This window comes from Pedobacter sp. UC225_65 (assembly GCF_042698365.1).
Classification (GTDB): domain Bacteria; phylum Bacteroidota; class Bacteroidia; order Sphingobacteriales; family Sphingobacteriaceae; genus Pedobacter.
This window is the reverse complement of record NZ_CP170550.1, coordinates 794033-815581: the sequence shown is the minus strand read 5'-3', so window position 1 is coordinate 815581 and position 21549 is coordinate 794033. Positions and strand designations below refer to the sequence as shown.

Annotated in this window: 23 protein-coding genes and 1 pseudogene; 7 read left to right on the top strand and 17 right to left on the bottom strand. The window is 39.0% G+C overall.

The features are described 5' to 3' along the window. Positions 1 to 6: 6 nt before the first annotated feature. From yidC to ACFJIZ_RS04225, 6 genes are all read left to right on the top strand, one after another. On the top strand, positions 7 to 1809 hold the full coding sequence (gene yidC, locus ACFJIZ_RS04250) for a membrane protein insertase YidC (RefSeq protein WP_379090961.1): 1803 nt from the start codon (positions 7 to 9) through the stop codon (positions 1807 to 1809). Positions 1810 to 2055: 246 nt separating this feature from the next. Further along, on the top strand, positions 2056 to 2388 hold the full coding sequence (locus tag ACFJIZ_RS04245; RefSeq protein WP_379090959.1) for a hypothetical protein: 333 nt from the start codon (positions 2056 to 2058) through the stop codon (positions 2386 to 2388). Further along, positions 2352 to 4907 carry a prolyl oligopeptidase family serine peptidase gene (locus ACFJIZ_RS04240; RefSeq protein ID WP_379090957.1) on the top strand — a complete coding sequence of 852 codons (2556 nt, stop codon included), beginning with the start codon at positions 2352 to 2354 and terminating at the stop codon, positions 4905 to 4907. Before ACFJIZ_RS04245 ends, ACFJIZ_RS04240 begins: the two co-directional genes overlap by 37 nt. A gap of 113 nt (positions 4908 to 5020) precedes the next feature. Further along, positions 5021 to 6175: a M14 family zinc carboxypeptidase gene (locus ACFJIZ_RS04235; RefSeq protein ID WP_379090955.1), complete on the top strand. Its 1155-nt coding sequence runs from the start codon at positions 5021 to 5023 to the stop codon at positions 6173 to 6175. Between the two features lie 37 nt (positions 6176 to 6212). After that, entirely contained in the window at positions 6213 to 6590 is a 378-nt protein-coding gene (locus tag ACFJIZ_RS04230; protein WP_379090953.1) for a hypothetical protein, read from the top strand. Continuing rightward, entirely contained in the window at positions 6556 to 7494 is a 939-nt protein-coding gene (locus ACFJIZ_RS04225) for a nucleoside recognition domain-containing protein (protein WP_379090951.1), read from the top strand. The genes ACFJIZ_RS04230 and ACFJIZ_RS04225 overlap by 35 nt, the downstream gene beginning before the upstream one ends. A 70-nt stretch (positions 7495 to 7564) precedes the next feature. Here ACFJIZ_RS04225 and ACFJIZ_RS04220 read toward each other — a convergent pair whose 3' ends face one another. Further along, a complete protein-coding gene (locus tag ACFJIZ_RS04220) occupies positions 7565 to 7822 on the bottom strand; it encodes a hypothetical protein (protein WP_379090949.1) in 258 nt (85 codons plus the stop codon). Between the two features lie 102 nt (positions 7823 to 7924). Beyond that, positions 7925 to 8281 (bottom strand): PaaI family thioesterase, encoded by a 357-nt coding sequence (locus ACFJIZ_RS04215; RefSeq protein WP_379090947.1) that lies wholly within the window; start codon positions 8279 to 8281, stop codon positions 7925 to 7927. Positions 8282 to 8411: 130 nt separating this feature from the next. Between ACFJIZ_RS04215 and ACFJIZ_RS04210 the strand changes: the two genes are divergently transcribed. Beyond that, positions 8412 to 8813 carry an OsmC family protein gene (locus ACFJIZ_RS04210; RefSeq protein WP_379090945.1) on the top strand — a complete coding sequence of 134 codons (402 nt, stop codon included), beginning with the start codon at positions 8412 to 8414 and terminating at the stop codon, positions 8811 to 8813. 48 nt (positions 8814 to 8861) lie between these two features. Here the strand turns inward: ACFJIZ_RS04210 and ACFJIZ_RS04205 are convergent, their stop codons facing one another. The 15 genes and pseudogenes from ACFJIZ_RS04205 to ACFJIZ_RS04135 all read right to left on the bottom strand — a co-directional run bounded on the left by ACFJIZ_RS04205 (position 8862) and on the right by ACFJIZ_RS04135 (position 21541). Beyond that, entirely contained in the window at positions 8862 to 9827 is a 966-nt protein-coding gene (locus tag ACFJIZ_RS04205; RefSeq protein ID WP_379093882.1) for an LLM class flavin-dependent oxidoreductase, read from the bottom strand. 52 nt (positions 9828 to 9879) lie between these two features. Beyond that, on the bottom strand, positions 9880 to 10179 hold the full coding sequence (locus ACFJIZ_RS04200; RefSeq protein ID WP_379090943.1) for an ArsR/SmtB family transcription factor: 300 nt from the start codon (positions 10177 to 10179) through the stop codon (positions 9880 to 9882). A 74-nt stretch (positions 10180 to 10253) separates the two neighbouring features. Continuing rightward, the gene (locus ACFJIZ_RS04195; RefSeq protein ID WP_379090941.1) at positions 10254 to 10928 is read right to left on the bottom strand and encodes a sulfite exporter TauE/SafE family protein; all 675 of its coding nucleotides are present in this window, start codon (positions 10926 to 10928) and stop codon (positions 10254 to 10256) included. A gap of 23 nt (positions 10929 to 10951) precedes the next feature. Next, positions 10952 to 11380, bottom strand: a complete 429-nt coding sequence (locus ACFJIZ_RS04190; protein ID WP_379090939.1) for a FixH family protein — start codon at positions 11378 to 11380, stop codon at positions 10952 to 10954. A gap of 124 nt (positions 11381 to 11504) precedes the next feature. After that, the gene (locus ACFJIZ_RS04185; RefSeq protein ID WP_379090937.1) at positions 11505 to 12290 is read right to left on the bottom strand and encodes a 4Fe-4S dicluster domain-containing protein; all 786 of its coding nucleotides are present in this window, start codon (positions 12288 to 12290) and stop codon (positions 11505 to 11507) included. Next, a complete protein-coding gene (locus ACFJIZ_RS04180) occupies positions 12278 to 12784 on the bottom strand; it encodes a 4Fe-4S binding protein (protein WP_379090935.1) in 507 nt (168 codons plus the stop codon). The genes ACFJIZ_RS04185 and ACFJIZ_RS04180 overlap by 13 nt, the downstream gene beginning before the upstream one ends. After that, positions 12762 to 13697 (bottom strand): cbb3-type cytochrome c oxidase N-terminal domain-containing protein, encoded by a 936-nt coding sequence (locus ACFJIZ_RS04175; RefSeq protein WP_379090933.1) that lies wholly within the window; start codon positions 13695 to 13697, stop codon positions 12762 to 12764. The genes ACFJIZ_RS04180 and ACFJIZ_RS04175 overlap by 23 nt, the downstream gene beginning before the upstream one ends. Next, complete coding sequence (locus ACFJIZ_RS04170) at positions 13684 to 13866, bottom strand: hypothetical protein (RefSeq protein ID WP_379090931.1); 183 nt, start codon at positions 13864 to 13866, stop codon at positions 13684 to 13686. The genes ACFJIZ_RS04175 and ACFJIZ_RS04170 overlap by 14 nt, the downstream gene beginning before the upstream one ends. A 2-nt stretch (positions 13867 to 13868) precedes the next feature. Then, positions 13869 to 16009 (bottom strand): annotated as a pseudogene (ccoN, locus tag ACFJIZ_RS04165) (cytochrome-c oxidase, cbb3-type subunit I). 61 nt (positions 16010 to 16070) lie between these two features. After that, positions 16071 to 16250: a cbb3-type cytochrome oxidase assembly protein CcoS gene (ccoS, locus tag ACFJIZ_RS04160; RefSeq protein ID WP_379090929.1), complete on the bottom strand. Its 180-nt coding sequence runs from the start codon at positions 16248 to 16250 to the stop codon at positions 16071 to 16073. Beyond that, positions 16247 to 16909 carry an HAD-IC family P-type ATPase gene (locus tag ACFJIZ_RS04155; protein ID WP_379090927.1) on the bottom strand — a complete coding sequence of 221 codons (663 nt, stop codon included), beginning with the start codon at positions 16907 to 16909 and terminating at the stop codon, positions 16247 to 16249. Before ACFJIZ_RS04155 ends, ccoS begins: the two co-directional genes overlap by 4 nt. A gap of 49 nt (positions 16910 to 16958) precedes the next feature. Further along, positions 16959 to 18632: a heavy metal translocating P-type ATPase gene (locus ACFJIZ_RS04150; protein WP_379090925.1), complete on the bottom strand. Its 1674-nt coding sequence runs from the start codon at positions 18630 to 18632 to the stop codon at positions 16959 to 16961. A gap of 11 nt (positions 18633 to 18643) precedes the next feature. Then, positions 18644 to 19981, bottom strand: coding sequence for an oxygen-independent coproporphyrinogen III oxidase (gene hemN, locus ACFJIZ_RS04145; protein WP_379090923.1), 1338 nt, complete (start codon positions 19979 to 19981; stop codon positions 18644 to 18646). Positions 19982 to 20044: 63 nt separating this feature from the next. Further along, on the bottom strand, positions 20045 to 20407 hold the full coding sequence (locus tag ACFJIZ_RS04140) for a hypothetical protein (protein ID WP_379090921.1): 363 nt from the start codon (positions 20405 to 20407) through the stop codon (positions 20045 to 20047). A gap of 105 nt (positions 20408 to 20512) precedes the next feature. Then, on the bottom strand, positions 20513 to 21541 hold the full coding sequence (locus ACFJIZ_RS04135) for a response regulator (RefSeq protein WP_379090919.1): 1029 nt from the start codon (positions 21539 to 21541) through the stop codon (positions 20513 to 20515). Positions 21542 to 21549: the final 8 nt, after the last annotated feature.

Here is a 21549-nt window from a genome sequence, read left to right as displayed (position 1 = left end):
ATCATAATGGATAGAAATACATTCACAGGTCTGTTCCTGATCATGGTTATTTTAGGAGGAGCTGTTTTTTTGATGAAGCCTAGCGAGGCTGATATGAAAAAAGAAAGAGAAAAGATCACAGCCGATTCTCTTAAAAAAGCTGGAGTTAAACCAGCGGCAGCAGCCGTAGCAACCCCAACAGCTCCAACAAAACCAGACTCTACTACTTTAGCAGGTCCTTTTGGCGCCAATATCAATGGTACTGCAACAACTTCGGTTTTAGAAAACGAAAACTTAAAATTGACTTTTAGCACATTGGGTGGCAAGATCTTAAGTGTTCAAGTTAAAAACCAAAAAACTTACACTGGCAAGCCAGTAATCTTGTTTGATGGCAATGATAACAAGTTCGGTCTGAACCTGAATATCAATGGCAAGATGGTAAATACCAACAGCCTTTATTTTACGCCTACCCAAACAGCTTCGGGCATTAGCATGCGTGCAAATTACAATGCCGATAAATACATTGAGTTTGTTTATAACCTCAAACCAAACAGTAACAACGTTGATTTCAACATCAACCTCAATGGTTTAAACGCAGTTGTACAAGGAAACAATGTGACCTTAAACTGGGAAGCAACCTTGTTAGAGCAAGAGAAATCGGCAAAAAAAGAACAAGAACACGCTGCACCTTACTTTAAATATCTAGAAAAAAATCCTGACCATTTAGGTATCGGTAAAGACGAGAAAAAAGAACTGAAAGAAGGTAAAATTGAATGGTTCTCCTTTAAACAACAATTTTTCTCTGCAGTATTAATTCCACAGGTTCCTTTTGAGAAAGGAAACCTAGAGGTGAAAATCAGCACAGAACCAGGATTGATCAAATGGTATGGTGCAAATATGCAATTGCCATTTGCCCAATTGGCTTCGCAGAGTTATGCCATGAAATTCTATTTCGGAACCAATAAGTTCGATGCTTTAAAAGCACAGGGCCAAGAGATCGAGAAACAGGTTGACATGGGCTACTGGCCATTAAAATACATCAACAGATGGATTGTATTGCCTGTATTTAAATTACTGGAAAGCTTTAACTGGGGTTATGGATTCGATCATCCTAGTATTGACGATTTTGTTGAAACTGGCCATGTCGCCATTAACCTACAAATCGTACATTTCAATGGCCAAAATGAGGTCTTAAAACCAGAAATGGATGAGATCAAGGCCAAAGTAGGCGAAGATAACGCAACATTATTGCAACAAGAATATTTAAAACTCTACAAAAAGGTAGGCGTTAATCCATTAGGAGGATGTTTGCCGATGTTGCTACAGTTACCATTTGTAATGGCCTTCTTCTTCTTCTTCCCTAACTTATTTGAGTTAAGAGGCGAAAGTTTCTTATGGATGAAAAGTCTATCAACTTATGATGATTTCATCAAATTTGGTTTCACCATTCCTTTCATTGGCGATCACTTGAGTTTGATGTGTATCTTGATGACGATTTCTACGTTGATCTATACTTATTTCAACAATCAGATCTCTGGTGCAACCGGACAGATGAAATATATTGGTTACATCATGCCGATCATTTTCTTAGGGGTATTGAACAGTTACCCATCTGGTCTGAACTATTATTACTTCTTGGCCAACATGTTAACCTTCTTACAGCAGTTCTTGATCAGAAAAATGGTAAACGATGAAAAAATCCATGCCATTTTACAAGAGAACAAAACAAAACCTGCAAGTGAGAAAAAGAAATCTAAATTTCAGGCGCGTTTAGACGATTACATGCGTACACAGGCTCAAGCCAAAACACAAGAGAAAAAAGGCAAATAATCATCCTTGATTTTATATCACCGCAAATGAACTATCAAACTTCATTTGCGGTTTTTTTATGCCTCAAAATTTCCAAAACCATACATCATCAATGCCTTTTATCTGATCATTAGTACAGTTTAATTTTTTATGATTAAATAAAAATATTTAATCATTTGTAAAATTTGACGTACAAATAGTGGTTTTATGCATAAAATTTGCAATTTTTAAATTTCAATAAGGCCAAACCTCAATTTATTTTAAACCATGCAAAAAAAACTAATCTTACTTTTTTTATTGTTTGCTAGTGTAGCATACGCTCAAAAAAAACCATTAGACCATTCTGTATACGACACCTGGGAATCTGTTGGTGCAAAACAGTTCACCAATAACGGCCTTTGGGCTGCTTATGCCGTAAATCAACAAGAAGGCGATGCCAATCTGTACTTCCAAGAAACATTGACCGCAAAAAAATCAAAATTTCTAGGGCAAGTTTTGCACAGTTCAGTGCAGATTCTAAATTCGCTGCTTTTGCCATTAAACCTTGGTACAAAGACACCAGAATGGCTAAGATCAAAAAGAAAAAACCAGACGATATGACCAAAGATACTTTGGGCATAGCCAACTTAACCACCTTGGCCATAACCAAGATACCTAGAGTAAAATCATTTAAGTTTCCAGAAAATGGTGCTGCTTTATTGGCCTATAACCTTGAGAAAGCATTAGATACCAGCAAAAAAGCTAGACCTGCTGCACCAGCAAGTACGGAAGTAAAAAATGACGACCAAGATTATTTTGCTGATGACGATGCACCAGGTGCAAGTGCAGCCAAAGAAGGAACTGACCTAATCCTTAAAAACCTTACTACAGGTGTAGAGCGTGTTTTTAAATTTGTAACCGATTATAGTTTTAGCAAAGATGGTAAACAAATGGTTTTTGCAGCTAGCGGCTCTAAAAAAGACAAAACTGCACCACAAGGTGTATTTTTATTAAACACTGAAACGGGTGCTTTAAAATCATTGGTTAAAGGTAGAGGCAATTTTAAAGGCTTTATTTTTGATGATGAAAGTGAGCACTTGGCATTTTTAGGCGAAACAAGTCCTGAAAAAGCAGAAATCAAAGACTTTAACGTATATTATAATTCATTGACCTTAGATACCGCGCAGATTTTGGTGGATGGTGATATGCCAGGTATGCCTGCAAAATTTGCGGTAAGTGGCGATGGAAGATTGAACTTTAGCAAAGACGGAAACAGATTGTTTTTCGGCATTGCTCCTATCAAAAAGCCAAAAGATACCACGCTAATAGATTTCGAAAATGCCAAATTAGACATCTGGGGTTATAAAGATGATTACCTGCAACCAATGCAGTTAAAAAATGCTGACCGCGATTCGAAAAGAAGCTTTTTAACCACAATCGATATCTATGGAACCGATCCTAAGATCGTTCCTTTAACCGACATCAAATTACCAGATGCAAGTTTGGTAAACGAAGGTAATGCCAGTTTTGTATTGGCCTCTACAGATTATGGTAACCGTATCCCATCTCAATGGACAGGCAGTTCGCTAAGAGATTATTACTTGGTTGACGTAAAAACAGGTGATCGTAAAAAAATATTGGAAAGCTTAGGTGGTAGTGCTTCAGCATCGCCTAATGGTAACTATATTATTTATTACGATAAGAAAAAAATGCTTTGGAATACCTATCAGGTAGCCACAGGAAAAATCACTACCCTGAATACAGGTATGGCTGTGAAGTTCTATGATGAAGAGAACGATGTGCCCGATGAACCAAATAGTTACGGAATTGCTGGATGGACAGAAGACGACAAAGCTGTTTTGTTATATGATCGTTACGACATTTGGCAATTCTCTCCTGATGGTAAAACAGCCCCTAAAAATATTACCAATAGCTTTGGAAGACAAAACAACCTTACTTTCCGTGTAGAAAGAACCAACCCAGAATTTAGGTTCTTTACCAAAAAGGATGTGTTGTTGTTAGATGCGGTAAACAATGCAACCAAAGAAAATGGTTTCTATCGCAAAGCGATCAACGACAGTAAAAATCCTGAACTGATCATCATGTCTCCTGCAAAGTACTCTAACGTAGTGAAAGCAAAAGATGCAGAAATCTATATCTACGACAAAGGAGATTATGTAAACTCTCCTGATGTATATGTATCTAAAGACCTTAAAACCGCAGTTAAATTAAGCAGTACCAACCCACAACAGGCTAACTACAATTGGGGTACTGCAGAATTGGTAAAATGGACTACACCTAAAGGCTACAAATCTGAGGGTATTTTATACAAACCAGAAAACTTTGATCCAACCAAAAAATATCCGATGATCGTTTATTTCTACGAGAAACTAACCGACGGATTATTTACCTACAATGCACCATCACCTACCCCATCTCGTTTGAACATTCCTTATTTTGTAAGTAATGGGTATCTGGTTTTCACACCAGACATCAGCTATGAGACTGGCCATCCAGGTAAATCTGCCGAAGAATATATCAATTCGGGTGTAGAGAGCTTAAAGAAAAATGCTTGGGTTGATGGTACTAAGATCGGTATCCAAGGTCAAAGCTGGGGTGGTTATCAAGTGGCCCACTTAATTACGGCAACCAATATGTATGCTGCAGCTTGGGCTGGTGCTCCAGTAGTAAACATGACTTCTGCTTATGGCGGTATCCGTTGGGAAAGTGGAATGAACAGACAATTCCAATATGAGAAGACCCAAAGTAGAATTGGTGCAACCCTATGGGAAAAACCAGAGTTGTATATCGAAAACTCTCCATTGTTTAACTTCCCTAAAGTAACTACACCAGTAGTGGTAATGGCAAACGATGCAGATGGAGCTGTGCCTTGGTACCAAGGTATTGAAATGTTTACAGGCTTAAAACGTTTAGGCAAGCCAGTTTGGTTGTTAAACTACAATAACGAAGCGCACAACTTGGTACAGCGTCAAAACAGAAAAGATATCCAGATCCGCGAACAACAATTCTTTGACCACTACCTTAAAGGGGCCAAAGCACCAGTTTGGATGGTTGGTGGTATTCCGGCAACTGAAAAAGGTAAAACTTGGGGATTTGAGTTAACAGACGATAAACCTTAACGTATAGCATAAATTCATTAAATTCGTCATTGTAAGGAACAATTGCCGAAACAGTCTACCCAGATCGTTTCTTCATCCTTACAATGACGATTTTTATTTTAGCCAAAACCTAAATGGATCTTAAACCTATCCTCGACCATTACGACGACTTTAAAGCAGCGCAATTACAAAACCGATTTTTCAAACATGCCGATGTGATCAGATTGCTTCAAGAACTCCCTGCAGCATTTGAAATGGTTCATTTGGGCAATTCTGTTAAAAACAACAGCATCAATCTAGTTAAATGGGGAAAAGGTAAAACCAAAATCATGCTTTGGAGTCAGATGCATGGCGATGAAGCGACTGGAACCATGGCTCTGTTTGATCTATTTAACTTTTTACAAGGCGACAATGAATATGTAAAACTCCTAACTGAAAACTGCCAGCTGTTTTTCATCCCGATGGTCAATCCTGATGGAGCTGCTGTCTTTACCAGAAGAAATGCCCAACAGATCGATATCAACAGAGACTTTTTAAAAGAATGTTCGCCCGAAGCAAAGATTTTGAAACAATGCAGGGCACAGATCCAACCCGATTTTGGTTTTAACTTACATGATCAGCTTACTTTATGGAGTGTAACCAAAACTTTAAAACCTGCTACCCTATCCTTTCTTGCACCTGCTATAGATGAGGAACTGAGCATCGACCAAACTCGTAAGAATGCCATGCTGGTGATTGCAGAGATGTTCAAACACCTTGATCCTATCATTCCAAAACACATAGGCCTATTTGATGACGAATTTGAACCTCGTGCTTTTGGCGATAATTTTCAAAAAGCCGGAACAGCTACCATACTGATAGAGGCAGGAGGCCTGGCAGCCGATTTTGAGAAACAGGAAATCAGAAGCTATTATTTTGCATCCATATTGGCAGGCCTACATGCCATTGCTACAAAAAGCTTCGAACAACAAGATCTCAATAATTACTTCTCCATCCCGAAGAACAACAAACAGATCTTTCATATCTTGATCCACCAACTCATGTTAGATGGAATTGAGGTGAGCATAGGCATCAATTATGAGGAATGCCCAGTTGCTGATGGCTATAGCACCACCAAAACTTATAGCATACAAGATATCGGCGACCTCAGCTTTTGCGATGCCTATCAAATCTACACTTCAGCTCAGTTAAAGGTAAAAGGAGAGATCATTTTATACCAAAATGCTCATTTTGAATTATTTGATAACGACCAGCTGATTTTATCTTTCCAAAATGGAAAATTGCTTTAAAAAAAATACTACATTCATCATCAAAATTTAAAAACACATGGCATTAAGTAGAATTTGGTCAGGCTTTATCATTGTTGCAATTGTTGTAGCCTGTATTAAATGTTTCTTTTTTGGACAAACCGATATTTTTAGCTGGATGGTTGTAGGCAAAGCAGACGACCCAACCAATTTAACAAAGGTGAATGGGATCATCGAAACTTGCTGGACATCGGTAGAACTTTGTCTAAAGCTTATTGGAATTCTTGCTCTGTTCATGGGTTTCATGAGTATTGCCGAGCGGGCAGGTGGTATCCGTTTATTGTCAAGGATTGTAGGCCCATTTTTCTCTAAGCTATTTCCAGATATCCCAAAAGGGCATCCATCAATGGGACACATCATCGATGAATTTTTCTGCCAACTTATTAGGCTTAGATAATGCGGCTACCCCTTTTGGATTAAAGGCCATGGAAAGTCTTCAAGAGCTTAATCCCAATAAAGATACGGCAAGCAACTCACAGCTCATGTTTTTATGTTTGCATGCGGCAGGCTTGAGCTTGATTCCCGTTAGTGTAATTGCGATACGTGCTTCTCAAAATGCATCTGATCCAACAGATGTTTTTATCCCCTGCTTAATTGTAACCTTTGTAGGAACCATGGCTGCCATGCTGATCGTTTCCTTTAAACAGAAAATCAATCTTTTTCAACCCGTTATTATAGGTTGGATATTGAGTATCTCATTGATCATTGCACTATTGGTATGGTATGTTACCTCATTGAATGCCGATGGGATCAAACAATTTTCTGGCGTATTGAGCAATGGTCTTATCCTACTTGTTTTTCTCCTGATCGTTCTTGGTGGTATCTACAAAAAGATTGATGTTTTTGATGCTTTTATTGATGGAGCAAAAAATGGTTTCGAAACTGCTGTTAAAATCATCCCTTACTTGGTAGGAATGTTGGTGGCCATTAGCATGTTAAGGACCAGTGGTACTTTTGATGTAGTGATCTTGGGCATTAAAAATACATTTGCCTTTTTAGGAGCAGATACCCGCTTTGTGGAGGCCCTACCAACGGCATTGATCAGACCATTAAGTGGTGGCGCGGCCAGAGGAATGATGGTTGATACCATGACTGCCTATGGTGCCGATTCTTTTGCCAGCAAATTATCTGGTATTTTTCAGGGTGCATCCGATACCACATTTTATGTTATTGCCGTATATTTTGGCTCAGTAAGCATTAAAAATACGAGATATGCGGTTGGGGCAATGTTGTTGGCAGACTTGGTTGGTGTTTGTACGGCAATTGGTTTGGCCTATTTGTTTTTTGGACAAAGCGCCTAATCTTTTCTATTATAAGGCAAAAAAGGCCTGTATCATCGATGATACAGGCCTTTTTAATTTGATCTAATTATTAAGATACCGTAAGGTAATTTTCTTGTTCTTTATCTACAAGCCTATCAATGATCTGATCCAATACACCAGCGTCTAAATTTGTAAATTTAGACGAACGCCATTTCGAAGTCTTATCATCCAACCAGATACAAAAAGAATGACAATCTTCTAAAATCACTGCGTAGGTCAAATGAAAATCATCGTGGATCCTCATGCAGAATCCTTTAAAGGTCTTGCCTTTAACATCAAACTGTAGGTTTAAATAATCGTTTAACATGGCCATAGGTTTAGGGGTGATGATATGATAACAAATCTCTTTATAAAATGTTTAGCCAAAGTTAAATTTAGAACAATAAATCGTATTCAAATTTAAAACCAACTACCCGATATTCAACATATTAGAGTAGCCTTTGGCAATGAAGCGGTCTTTAGAAGGCAAAAACACTTCGCATTGTAGGTTGATGATTGCCCTTCCCTGTTTAACAATAGCTGTTTTGGCAGTGATCACATCACCTTCATTGGCAGGTGCAAAATAATCGATGTTGTTATTTACAGTAGTATAACGTGCGCTCAACCCCAAAGTGTATACCGTTGCACCAATTAGGTCATCTATAATTCCGGCTGTAATGCCACCATGTAAAATGCCATATGGATTGGTCATTTCTTTTCGCACCACGTAGCTACAGTACAACTCTCCTCTTTCTGCACTTATCAATGTAGGTTTTAACCAGTTCATAAAATGCGAAGGAGAATGTTCAATTCTTTTCCCTTAAATGACTGAAAAATCAATAATCGTTGTTGTGCTTCGTTTTTTTCTTCCATTTTATATTATGTTTACAGCAAATTTAGGCATTAAATATACAAATATGAGCAGCACATTGATTACAGCAATTACAGAACTTGACCGATCAAAATATAAAACCAAGGTATATGCAGGCGGACATTTGATCTATGCGGATGAACCAGCAGAACTAGGTGGTACTGATGAAGGAATGGCCCCAGGTGCCTTACTTTTGGCCAGCTTAGGTAGTTGTACTGCAATTACCATTAGAATGTATGCAGATAGAAAAGAAATGCCTTTAGAATCCATTAAAATTGATCTGGCCATCTGCAAAGAAGAAGAAATGAGCAAAGAGACCACCATTAGCAGAAAAATTGAATTTACTGGACCAATCACAGATGAACAAAGACTACGTTTAATGCAGATTGCCGACAAATGCCCTATCCATAAGTTATTGAGCAACCCAATCCGCATCTTAACAAACTAAAATATCCACGGTTTGTGTTCCCACAAACCGTGTACTTAGTTTACTAATTTATCCTCTCTTCACTATTTCTGCAAAAAGCTGATGTGAATACAATTTTGCGTCTTGATCATAAATATTTGAAGTGATCATGATCTCATCAATTTGGGTTTGTGCCAAGAAAGATTTCAACTGGGTGCTTAATTTCTCTGGTCCGCCAATAAAAGAAATGGCCAACATCTGATTAACCGCTTCTTCCTCCATCATATCCCATATCTCATCCATATTATCTACGGGTGGCTGTAACAGTTTCCGTTTATTGGTTACAATCCCTAAAAAGGCCTGTTTTAAAGAACTTGATAATCTTTCTGCTTCTTCATCTGTATCCGCAGCAATCACATTTACACAAGACATCACATAAGGCTCTTTCAGGTAAGCCGAGGGCCGAAAGTTTTGTCTATAGATTGTAATGGCTTCTAAAAAATAAGCGGGGGCAAAATGACTGGCAAAAGCATAAGGTAAACCATAAGAGGCCGCTAAGTGCGCACTTTCAGTACTAGACCCTAAGATCCAAATTGGCACTTCTGTCCCTTCACCAGGGATAGCTCTCACCTTACTTTCACTATTGTTGTTCGAAAGATACCGTTGCAGTTTCAATATGTCTTGCGGAAAGTTATGTGGAGCGGCAAATCTTTCGCCTCTAATTTCCATCGCTGTCAATTGATCGGTTCCAGGTGCCCTCCCCAAACCCAAATCAATACGATCTGGATATAAAGTAGCCAATGTACCAAACTGCTCTGCCACTATCAATGGCGAGTGGTTGGGCAACATCACCCCTCCAGAACCTACCCTGATTGTTTTGGTCTGCCCTGCAATGTGGCCGATCAATACGGCTGTAGCCGAGCTGGCCACACTGATCATGTTGTGGTGTTCGGCCAACCAATAGCGCTGGTAGCCCAATTGTTCTGTATGCTGCGCTAAGATGGCGCTATTTTTAAATGTATCTGTAGGTGTCTTACCTTCTACAACTGTAGCCAGACTAACACCGAATAAGGAAGTACCGATAATTGTTTTGTGCTCATAAATGTAATTATAATTCGGATGCCACGAGGTTGCTCAAAGCTTCAAAAGCGGGTTCATTTCGTTTGTAATAGGTCCACTGCCCCATTCTGGTTGCCGTAACTAGGCCTGCACGCTGTAAAATAGACAGGTACTCTGATACGGTAGACTGTGTTAAACCTGATTTCTTTTGAATAAGACCTACACAAACGCCATTAAAGGCACAATTGGTCTTGTGTTCTGGAAAATGCTTTTCAGGTTCTTTTAACCAACCTAAAATCTGTAGCCTGGTTTTATTAGAAAGTGCTTTGAACAACTCTACTTGATCCATAGCACAAATATATATCGACTTTTCCCGATATTCCTATTCAATAAGATTAGATGACAGGAATCTGAAGATTGAGACTATTTACATAGCTCTACTTTGCCATGTACATGCGTATCATTATTGGGAGACAGAAATGGAATACCCAGTGCTGACGCACGTAAAATAAACAAAGCACCCATAAATAGCATAAACCAAGGCACCATTTTTTGGGTATTGAAACGGATATATCTTTTAAGGTAGATTCCACCTAAAGAGATCATCAACATTAATGGTGTTGTACCTAAACCAAAGAGGAACATAAATGTTGCTCCACCTTGTATACTTGCTGTATTTAACGCAGTAGAAAGTGCCAAATAGACCATTCCACAAGGAATCAATGCATTTAACATTCCTGCAAAAAATCCCCAAAATGGCAGTCCAAAAAGCTTACCCATTAATTTGCTAATAGGATTGACCATTTTTGATTGGAGCTTATTTAAGTTTTTGCTATAATGACCACTTAATTGCACAAGGGTAAATGAAACCAAGATGATACCAATTATCAAACTTAAACTTTCTTGACTAGCAAAAACACTGAAGCTATTTCCTATCCAACCGACCATTAGACCCAATAAAGTATAAACCAATACCCTACCCAACTGATAAGCTGACAATTGTAGGGCCGAACGGAAATAACTGGTTCGTTGAATAGGCAAACTTAACATCAATGGACCGCACATTACGGCACAATGTAAGCTTCCTAGTAAACCCATTAAAAATGCCAAGGGTAAATTGCTCACAGCGTGATGTTCTTTTTAAATAGATAGACCTTATTGTGGCTGTTCCATTTCAGTTCTAAGAACCACATCCCTTTGTGCATGCCTTTATGGTTCAATAAAATCAGATTGGCATCTCCAACAGTTGTCCCATTCACTTTCATATCGTCCTTTGCCAATGCTGGGCGCATTAATTTCAATTCGTAACTGGCACTATCTTTTAATTGGATAATAAGCTGACTATCATTGATGGTGATCACTGGCTCTGCTTTATCGTCTATCATCTGTTGCCGAGCATTATATTCCTGATTGTAATTGATTCCTTTTTCGTAATAATCTTCATCAACCAAGGCATCTTTACCGTGTACACTAAACATATAAACGACCATTGCAACTATAAATAGCATAAAAGCCACCATTCCCAAAACAATTTTTGTTCCCCAGTTCATATTCAAAATATTTAGATTTTCTAGTTCAACTCCATTTACGGCTGCGAAAAGAAAGTAGTTGTTGCCGTACTTACTACCTTACCATTGGCCTTTACTTCAAATTGCACATCTGTTTTGTATTTCTTTATTGTGGATGATTTTTTAACCAAAAAGAAAGTAAGATGTGTTGTACCTTCTTTCGGTAAAATGCTTGGCACTTGGATAAATTCAATCCTATCTGTTGGTCTTGAGACTTAAACTCGAATTTGATCGCCTTATTGGTCTTATTGATCAGTTCTGCATTGTACAGATTACTTACTGTTCCATCATCTTTAACCTGATATAAAGTTCCACTTGCCCTCAACACCGTGGTTTCTACGTCTTGTCTTTTATAGATCAGACTAGAAAACACAAACAATACCACCACCAATACCGCAGCATAACCATAAGCTTTTAGGCTAAGTTTAAACGGTTTTTGGCCTTGGATAAAATCTTGATTGTAAAAACCGATCAGGTTAGCAGGTTTGTTGATCTTTAGCATGACCTCATTGCAACTATCGATACAGGCGGTACAGTTTACACATTCGAGCTGTGTTCCCTTGCGGATATCAATCCCGGTAGGGCAAACTTGTACACATAAGCCACAATCAATACAATCTCCTCTTTCATTGTCAACAACCTTTTTTTGTAGATGTCCTCTCGGTTCGCCACGTTGTGCATTATAGGCTACAATCAGACTTTGATTATCCAACAAAACCCCTTGTAAACGACCATATGGACAAATAACTGTACAAACAACCTCACGCACATAAGCGAAAACACCATAAAAAATAAAGGTGAACAACCAGATGGACATAAAACCTGTAACATGCCCACTTACTGGCTCTGTAATGATTTTATACAATTGATCTGAACCAATCAAATAGGCCAAAAAGGTATTGGCGATGAAAAAGAGATCAACAAAAACAAAAAATGCTTAGTCCCTTTTTTAAAAACCTTCTCGTTATTCCATTCTTGGGCGTCTAGCTTTTTCTGTTGGTTGGCATCCCCTTCGATCCAATATTCTATCCTTCTGAAAACCATTTCCATAAAAATAGTCTGTGGACAGGCCCAACCACACCAAAGTCTACCCAAAACAACTGTAAAACAGACAATGAAAATGATAAATATCAGCATGGCCAAGGCAAACAGATAAAAATCTTGTGGGGTAAAAATCAGTCCAAAAAATACAAACTTGCGTTCTATAAAATTCAGCAATACCAACTGTTCTCCATTCAACTTTACAAATGGACAAGCAAATAAGAATAGAAGCAACACATAACTTACCCATTTGCGATAGGTATATAATTTACCTGAAGGCTTTTTAGGGTAGATAAAATTTCTGCCTTTTGTTGTATTGGTGCTATTTTTTTGGGCTACTTTCATTTTTCACACTATCCTCCACACTTTTAGGTTCATATTTTTCTCCCTGTGGTGCCTTTGCATTGGCTGGTTTGCTACCTTGTAGCGACATGATATAATTGGCCACCTCACTGATGTTTTTTGAGCTCATGCTTTTTTCCCAGCTTACCATTCCCTTTTCTGGCACACCATATTTAATGGTCTTGAATACCTCATTGATGCTTCCACCATGCAACCAGAACTCGTCCGTTAAATTTGGCCCGACCAAACCTTGTCCATGCTCTCCATGGCAGGCGATACAATTGCCATCAAATATTGCTTTACCAGCTACAATCTGTGCTTGATCAAGCTTTACAGAATTCTCATCGATATTACCCACAGATTTTGACAGAAATTTTCTTTTGTCTTCAGCTGCTTTTACCATTTCTGTTTCATAGGCTGTATCTTGTCGTTCACCATACTCGCCAATGTGGTAATAGTACAGGTAACCTGCGGCAAAGATCATTGTTCCGTAGAACAGGAAATTAAACCATGATGGTACTGGATTGTTCAATTCGTGAATCCCATCGTAGGCATGAGGAATGATCATGTTTTTTTCTTCTTCAATGGGCTTTAAGCTCAACAACTTGGTCCATATATTTGGCTTGGTCTTTTTTTGTTTCAACCATTCTTCATAGTCCAAGGGTGCTTCGGCCTCATATTTATGATATGGAGTTGGGTTAAGCTTCTCCTTATACATGATTTTAAATGCCCTAAACAACATGGTCGCCACAAAAAGCAATACAATGGCAAACAGTAACAGGGCTATGATCAACAGTTCTGTGGTGCTCAAGCCAATACTTGGTTCTTTTGTGGTTGGCACAATACTTTCTCCGGCCTTGGCAAAAACACTTACACTAAAAAGTAGCATCGCCATACTTAGGTTAATCTTCTTCATTTTCTGCTATTTGATTTTCTTCTATAGGTAGATTGCTCATTAAACTGATGTAGTGTTTGTTTAATCTGACCAGATAGATGGTTACCAGGATAAAAAATACCATGAATATAAGGAGCGAGCTGATCAAGAAAAATTCGCCTCCAGCTAAGTCTTTAATTTGTTTAAACATGATTATTGGTTTGAAGGAATTGTAGTTGTATTTGCTTTAATATCTGTACCTAGACGTTGTAAATAGGCAATAATGGCGATGATCTCTCTATCACTTTTTACCTTGATGTTGTTCTGTTGCAAGTCTTTGGCAATGGTTTGTGCCTGTTCCGTTAGTTTGGTGTTGGCTTCTTTATCAAAATCAACCCGATAGGGTACACCCAAAGTCTGCATGGCCCTGATTTTACTAGGTGTAGTGCTGATATCTAGTTTTTGTTCAATCAACCAAGGGTAAGGTGGCATGATACTTCCCGGCGACATTGAGGTGGGATCCAATAAATGGTTGAAATGCCAGGCATTTGAATATTTTCCACCTTCGCGATGCAGATCTGGCCCTGTACGTTTACTCCCCCATAAAAATGGATGGTCGTATACAAACTCTCCTGCTTTGCTATATTCGCCATAGCGCTCTGTTTCTGATCTAAACGGACGAACGGTTTGGGTATGGCAGTTTACACAACCTTCCCTGATGTATAAGTCTCTTCCCTGTAATTCTAAAGGTGTATAAGGCTTTACACTGGCAATGGTTGGCACATTAGATTGGATGGTAAAGGTTGGCATCATCTCTACCATCCCACCGATCAAAATCACAATCAAAGAGATCACCATAAACTTCATCGGCTTACGTTCCAACACACGGTGCCATTTTTTATCTGCCGGGTCGGTTTCTACAATCGCTTTGGCCAAAGGCATGGCCTCTGCAGGTTCGTTGGCTACCAATTTAGCCCTCAACATGGTTTTGGCAAGGTTAACTGTCATTATAATTACACCCGCCAGGTACAAAGCCCCACCAATGGCACGTAAAACATGCATCGGTATGATCTGAAGCGTAGTAGTGAGGAAATTTGGATATTTAAGCAAACCTTCTTGGGTAAACTCTTTCCACATCAAACCTTGTGTAAAACCGGCCCAATACATCGGTACGGCATAAAATAGTATACCCAATGTACCAATCCAAAAATGGAATGAAGCCATCTTCTTCGAATACAGTTCGGTTTTATACAATCGAGGATCAACCAATATAAAACACCAAAGGTCAAAAATCCGTTCCAGCCTAATGCACCTACGTGTACGTGTGCCACAATCCAATCGGTAAAGTGGGCTACTCCATTGATCTGTTTCAGCGATAGCATCGGACCTTCAAACGTGGCCATTCCGTAAGCGGTTAAGGCCACCACCATAAACTTGAGTGTTACATCTTCACGTACTTTGTCCCAAGCACCACGTAAGGTCAACAAACCATTGATCATTCCACCCCAACTTGGGGCGATCAGCATAATTGAGAAGGCAACTCCTAATGATTGCGCCCATCCTGGTAAGGAAGTATACAATAAGTGGTGTGGGCCAGCCCAGATATAGATAAAGATCAAAGACCAGAAGTGCAGAATACTTAATTTATAAGAATATACTGGCCTATTGGCCATTTTGGGCAAGAAATAATACATCATGCCCAAATAAGGTGTAGTTAAGAAAAATGCAACCGCATTGTGTCCATACCACCATTGTACCAATGCATCTTGTACCCCTGCAAAAACGTAATAGCTTTTAAGGAAGGAGATTGGTAGTTGGAATGAATTTACGATGTGCAATACGGCAATGGTTACAAATGTGGCAATGTAGAACCAAATGGCTACATACAAATGACGTTCTCTGCGTTTGATGATTGTACCAAACATATTGATTCCAAAAACCACCCAGATCAGGGTAATGGCAATATCAATTGGCCATTCCAGTTCTGCATATTCATGTGATGAAGTAAAACCGAGAGGTAAGGTAATTACAGCAGAAACAATGATCAACTGCCATCCCCAGAAATGGATCTTACTCAATACATCGCTGAACATACGTGCCTTTAGCAAACGCTGCAAAGAGTAATAAACGCCCATAAAGATGGCGTTGCCCACAAAGGCAAAAATTACTGCATTGGTGTGTAATGGCCTGATGCGACCAAATGTAGTGTACTGGTTGCCCATATTTAAGCTTGGCTTAAACAGTTGCATGGCAACAAGCAGACCTACTGTCATTCCGATAATGCCCCAAACCATGGTGGCAAGTCCAAAATTGCGTACAATCTTGTTGTCGTAGGTAAATTTTTCTAACTGCATATATTGTGTTTTGTTATACACCAAAGGTATTTAGCGTTATTGGCTATGCTGATGATGGCTATTACTCAGAAAAGTGATCTTTATCAGATTCTTCTTCTGCTACTTCATCATCAAAAAGTATACGGATGCCTGGCGTATGCACATCGTCGTGTTGTCCATTTCTTAAGGCCCAGAAAAAGGCACCTAAAAAAATCAAGGCCATAACCAAGCTACAACCAATTAAAAAATAGAGGATATTCATCTGAGTTTATGTTTACGGGCAAAATACCGAGTGGCCAACGTGGTAAAGCTGATAATGGTAATCGTACTGATTGGCATCAGTATAGCTGCTACCAACGGGTAAAGTGTTCCTTGTACGGCAAAATATAAACCGATGCAGTTGTAAGCAATGGCAATGGCAAAACTGATTTTAATGATCTGAAGGCCATTTCTGCTCAATTGATAGAAGTTTGGCAGTTCGTTTAAAGCACTCCCTTTGAGGATGGCATCGCAACCTGGCGTAAAGTTATTGATGTTATCGGTTAGCGCAATGCCAAAATCAGCTTGTTTTAAGGCCCCAGCGTCATTTAATCCATCACCGAGCATCATTACCCTATCTCCATTATTTTGTTGACTGATGATCGCTTCTAGCTTCTGATGGGGGCTTTGCTCAAATCTAATGTCTGTATTGGGCGAGAAAATCGTTCTTAAGGTCTTTTCATCTTTATTGCTATCGCCAGATAAAACCTTTAGTCTAAATTTATGCGTTAGCTTTGACATCAAAGTGGATAGGTCTTTGCGCCACTCATGCTCAACCATAAAACAGCCTTTGTATGTACTGTCAATTACCAAGTGTACTCCACTTACCTTTTTACACGTAATGTGGAAAGGTAAAATCCTTTCGCTTCCTGCATAAACCATATGATTGTTTACTATCCCACTTATCCCCTTGCCCGGTATTTCTTTATATTTAGAGATGGGATAAAATTTTCCGGTGTTTAAACTCTTTAAGAATCAGCCGACTTAATGGATGTGAGGAATGATGTAACAACGAAACCACCAACATTTCTTCTTCTTGCTGCAGCACACCTGTAAAATAGATCTTTGCATTTTCACTACTTGTTAAGGTCCCAGTTTTATCAAATACAATGGCATTACAATGGGCCAATTGCTCTACGGCATCTGTATTCTTTACATAGAAACCCCTTTTATCAAATACAGCTAAAATGGCCGATAAGGTAAAGGGTGTACTCAAGGCCAGCACACAAGGACATGCCACAATGATCACTGCGGTAAAAGCAGCCCAAGCTTTGTTAGAATCACTCTGCAAAAGCCAATAGCCACAGGTTCCAAAAGCAATCACAAATACAGCAAGGCTGAAATATTTGGCAATCCCATCATTAAAGTTTTGCTTAAGGTTAGTTTGGTAATGTTCTTTGTTCCAAAGACCTGTTAAATAACTTTGTGAAGGTAATTTAACAATCTCAACCTCTATGGCTTCGCCCATTTGTTTACCTCCTGCATAGATAACCTCTCCCAATACCTTTTGCTGAGGTTCGGTTTCTCCTGTTACAAAACTCATGTCCATCCAAGCATCACCTTTCATTAAAATGGAATCTGCTGGCACCAATTCTCCATTTCTGATCCACAATCGGTCTCCGATACACAATTCGTTGATGGCTACCGGCTTTTCTTTCCCTTCTTTTAGTGTGGTAATGGCAATCGGAAAATAAGAACGGTAATCACGATCAAACGAGATGTGGTGATAAGTGCGCTGTTTTACCCATTTGCCCATCAACAATAGAAATACCAGTCCTGTTAAGGTATCTGCGAAGCCTGGACCATTATTGAACAAGGCCGATAAAGCCGTTCTGATAAATAGTACTGCAATGATCAATGCTAAGGGTGTATCTAGATTGATGTGTTTGTGTTTGAGACTGGTGATCGCCGAAACAAAGTATTCCTTGCCACAATAGAAGGCAACTGGAATTGAAAAAGCTAGATTTAACCAGCCAAATAAATATTGAAACTCTTGCTCTATGGCTGATAATCCGAAATATTCTGGAAAACTGAACAACATGACATTGCCCATGCAAAAACCAGCAATTGCGATTTTTAAGATCAAAGTCTGATTTACAGCGCTGCTTTTTTCTTTTACCACATCCTGTAAGCTGATTTCAGGTTCATAGCCAATATTGGTCAAAATTTCGACAACTTGCCTTAATGACACTTCTTGGTGTTTATAGCTTATAACTACTTCTTTTTTAATAAAATCAATTCGAGAGTTATAAATGGCAGGATTGATCTTGTACAAATGCTCTAACAACCAAATACAAGAACTGCAGTGGATGGCAGGAACATAAAAAGTAACGATGCTGTAATTCGGGTCTTTATAGTCAATCAATTGTGTAATGATTGATGCTTCATCTAGATATTCGTAATGTTTACTTTGATCCAATCGCTGTCCGGGCGTATCGTTATAGGCATAATAATTACACATGTTATTGTCTGCCAAAATCTGGTAAACGCTCTTACAACCTACACAGCAAAAATGTTTATCATCAATACTGAGATCCATACCAGACAATGTTTCACCACAATGGTAACATACCTGATCGGTTATTGTAGTTTTTTCGTTTCCCATTACTATCAATTTTATAATGCTGTGCTAAATAGAGAGGTTTCTGGTTGTTTTTGCCATAACCTTTCATCAAATGCCATACAGATGTTTCTAAGAAAAGATTTCCCAATTGGCATAACGCTCACCTCCTTACCCACAATCTTCACCAATTGGTCTTCAATTAATGGCGCCAATCGCTCCACAATTACTGATGGGATTTCATGACTGAACTCTGTTTTGTTTTTACACATCAGGCTAAGGATGTGTTGGCCGATCACTGTATCTTCCTCATTTAAAACGTGGCCTTTTTCGATGGCGAATGAATGATTGGCCATTTGCTGACTATAGCCTTCAACGGTTTTGGCATTCTGTGCAAAAGCACTTCCGCAATCGCTGATTGACGAAACACCCAAACCAATTAAAATTTGGGTATGCTGATGGGTATACCCCATAAAATTTCTATGCATTTGCCCTTTTTGGCTCGCCTGGTAAAGCGAATCTGTTTTTAGGGCAAAATGATCCATTCCTATCTCTTCATAGCCTGCATCGATCAATAATGCCCTACCAAGCTGATAAAGTGCAAACTTCTCATTACCCTGTGGAATATCCTTTTCTGTATAATGTCTTTGTCCTGGTTTCATCCACGGCACATGCGCATAACTATAAAATGCAATGCGGTCTGGCAGCATTTGGACCACTTCGGTAATGGTTTGTGCCAAACCTTCTATTGTTTGTCCAGGCAGACCATAAGTAGAATCAAAATTAACCGAATGGTAACCGATAGACCTCGCCTGATCGGTAAGGGTGGCCACCTGCATCGGGGTCTGAAAACGGTTGATCAAACGTTGTACTTTGGGGTCAAAATCTTGAATACCTAAACTTACCCTTTTAAAACCCAGTTGATATAAGGTTTGTAGGTGTGCCAATGTAGTATTGTCTGGATGCCCTTCGAATGAACATTCGATATCGGCTGCATCTTCCTTTACAATGGATAAAATCAACTGCTTTAAGTGTGCTGGACTAAAAAATGTGGGTGTTCCTCCTCCTAAATGCAATTCCTTGAGCTTCGGACGTTCGCCAAGCAATTGACAATACATTTCCCATTCTTTGATCAAAGCATTAATATAAGGGCTTTCTACTGCATGGTTTTTGGTAATCCTGGTGTTGCAGCCACAATAGGTACAAAGGCTTTCGCAAAAAGGCAAGTGGATATAAAGACTAATGCCCTCTCCCTTATTTTGATGATAAGACTTTGATAATGCCTGAAACCATTTTGCTTGATCAAATTTGTCATTTTCCCAATAAGGCACAGTAGGATAACTGGTATATCTTGGGGCAGCTACATTGTATTTTTTTAGTAATGCAGTTTCCATTATCCTTCTTTTAAAGGTTTAACCGCACAACTGTTTTGGCAACAGCAAGCTTTACCCACACATTTACCATCGGCCCAATTGTCGAGGTTTTTGATGACCTGATGCATGGTCTTCAGTTCGTTGTCGGCAAGAAAAGGTACGTTGGCAATTTTTAAACCGGCTGCTGCTGCTGCAGCAAGGTCTATATGATTCTATCCCATAAGATGAAGTCGCTATATATTTGATTCCTAATGACTTTAAACCATCAATCAACACCTTATCTAAAGGATCTTCATTAAAGATGATCAGGGCTTCTTTACCATTTGCGAAAGCTAAAGTGTCTACATTTAAGCTGTTGGCAATAATGGTGATATCGTGTTTTTTGTAGTTCGCTACAATCAGCCACTCTTTTTCTTCTGGTTTAATGTTATAAGCTATCGCTTTCATTTGCATAATATTGATATACAAAACTAAAGCAGTAGCGTAGCGCTTCTGGTGAGAATGGTTATGCTAAAAAGTGATCTTCATCATAAAACCAATAGCTCAACCAACTTATTGTTTAATGTTTTTTAATTTTTCTATAGAAACGATATGGATGGCATTTCCGCTTTTTTCGATCAGTTTTTCGTCTTTGAAATCTGCCAACATGCGACTTACAGTTTCGCTAGCTGTACCCACCAAAGCGGCCAGGTCATCTCTTGATATTTTTAACGTACAGCTATCAGCTTTTCCATCTCCAAATTTACCAGCTACCTGTACCAAAGCTTCAGCCACACGTTTTCGAACCGAAAAATAGGCCAGTTTAAGCATTTGCTCTTCTTTTTCCTGCACACTTCCGGATAATAAACCAATAAATGCACCTGCAATTTCTTGATGGTTGAGCAGGTAATCCATAAAATCGGCCTTGGCAATCAACAACAGTTCACTATCTGCCATCGTTGCCGAATTGTCGTTATAGTTTGTTGCATTACAAAGGCTTTCGTAGCCAAAGAAATCTCCATCGTTATAAAGTGTTGAAGAAAGCTCTCTCCCATCTTTTGAGCGTTTGTATGTTTTTACTTGTCCCTTTTTGATGAAATAAAGATAAGCGGGTTCATCATTTTCTACATAGATGATCTGTTTATTGGCAAAGGGTCTGATCTTTCCTTTGGCCTTAAGTTCTGCAAATAAAGCCTCTTTGTCGGTAGCCGAAGACCTAAATCCTGAAGGTTTGTTTCTCTTTTTTAAGCGGCTTTCAATAGCATTGAACAGCTCTACATCATCAAAAGGTTTAGTCAGATAGTCGTCGGCACCCATTTCCATTCCCTTACGCATATCAGCACGCTCAGCCTTAGCTGTCATAAAGATGAAAGGAATAGTAGCTGTTTGTGTATTCTTCTGTAAAAGATAAAGCACACCATAACCATCCAGCTCAGGCATCATGATGTCGCATAGAATGATATCTGGTATATGTTTGACAGCCAGATCCACACCAATACGACCATTTTTAGCCGTATAGGTCTCGTAACCTGCCAAGTCTAAGATTTCGGCAGTTCCTTCTCTGATATCGTCGTTATCTTCAATAATTAAAACCTTTTTCATGCGGATCA

What these genes read in the sequence shown, in the direction of transcription:
- yidC (WP_379090961.1), top strand. Translation starts at nt 7, where the DNA reads ATGGATAGAAATACATTCACAGGTCTGTTCCTGATCATGGTTATTTTA.
- ACFJIZ_RS04245 (WP_379090959.1), top strand. Translation starts at nt 2,056, where the DNA reads ATGCAAAAAAAACTAATCTTACTTTTTTTATTGTTTGCTAGTGTAGCA.
- ACFJIZ_RS04240 (WP_379090957.1), top strand. Translation starts at nt 2,352, where the DNA reads ATGGCTAAGATCAAAAAGAAAAAACCAGACGATATGACCAAAGATACT.
- ACFJIZ_RS04235 (WP_379090955.1), top strand. Translation starts at nt 5,021, where the DNA reads ATGGATCTTAAACCTATCCTCGACCATTACGACGACTTTAAAGCAGCG.
- ACFJIZ_RS04230 (WP_379090953.1), top strand. Translation starts at nt 6,213, where the DNA reads ATGGCATTAAGTAGAATTTGGTCAGGCTTTATCATTGTTGCAATTGTT.
- ACFJIZ_RS04225 (WP_379090951.1), top strand. Translation starts at nt 6,556, where the DNA reads ATGAATTTTTCTGCCAACTTATTAGGCTTAGATAATGCGGCTACCCCT.
- ACFJIZ_RS04220 (WP_379090949.1), bottom strand. Translation starts at nt 7,822, where the DNA reads ATGTTAAACGATTATTTAAACCTACAGTTTGATGTTAAAGGCAAGACC.
- ACFJIZ_RS04215 (WP_379090947.1), bottom strand. Translation starts at nt 8,281, where the DNA reads ATGAACTGGTTAAAACCTACATTGATAAGTGCAGAAAGAGGAGAGTTG.
- ACFJIZ_RS04210 (WP_379090945.1), top strand. Translation starts at nt 8,412, where the DNA reads ATGAGCAGCACATTGATTACAGCAATTACAGAACTTGACCGATCAAAA.
- ACFJIZ_RS04200 (WP_379090943.1), bottom strand. Translation starts at nt 10,179, where the DNA reads ATGGATCAAGTAGAGTTGTTCAAAGCACTTTCTAATAAAACCAGGCTA.
- ACFJIZ_RS04195 (WP_379090941.1), bottom strand. Translation starts at nt 10,928, where the DNA reads ATGGGTTTACTAGGAAGCTTACATTGTGCCGTAATGTGCGGTCCATTG.
- ACFJIZ_RS04190 (WP_379090939.1), bottom strand. Translation starts at nt 11,380, where the DNA reads ATGAACTGGGGAACAAAAATTGTTTTGGGAATGGTGGCTTTTATGCTA.
- ACFJIZ_RS04180 (WP_379090935.1), bottom strand. Translation starts at nt 12,784, where the DNA reads ATGAAAGTAGCCCAAAAAAATAGCACCAATACAACAAAAGGCAGAAAT.
- ACFJIZ_RS04175 (WP_379090933.1), bottom strand. Translation starts at nt 13,697, where the DNA reads ATGAAGAAGATTAACCTAAGTATGGCGATGCTACTTTTTAGTGTAAGT.
- ACFJIZ_RS04170 (WP_379090931.1), bottom strand. Translation starts at nt 13,866, where the DNA reads ATGTTTAAACAAATTAAAGACTTAGCTGGAGGCGAATTTTTCTTGATC.
- ccoS (WP_379090929.1), bottom strand. Translation starts at nt 16,250, where the DNA reads ATGAATATCCTCTATTTTTTAATTGGTTGTAGCTTGGTTATGGCCTTG.
- ACFJIZ_RS04155 (WP_379090927.1), bottom strand. Translation starts at nt 16,909, where the DNA reads ATGGTTTATGCAGGAAGCGAAAGGATTTTACCTTTCCACATTACGTGT.
- ACFJIZ_RS04150 (WP_379090925.1), bottom strand. Translation starts at nt 18,632, where the DNA reads ATGGGAAACGAAAAAACTACAATAACCGATCAGGTATGTTACCATTGT.
- hemN (WP_379090923.1), bottom strand. Translation starts at nt 19,981, where the DNA reads ATGGAAACTGCATTACTAAAAAAATACAATGTAGCTGCCCCAAGATAT.
- ACFJIZ_RS04140 (WP_379090921.1), bottom strand. Translation starts at nt 20,407, where the DNA reads ATGAAAGCGATAGCTTATAACATTAAACCAGAAGAAAAAGAGTGGCTG.
- ACFJIZ_RS04135 (WP_379090919.1), bottom strand. Translation starts at nt 21,541, where the DNA reads ATGAAAAAGGTTTTAATTATTGAAGATAACGACGATATCAGAGAAGGA.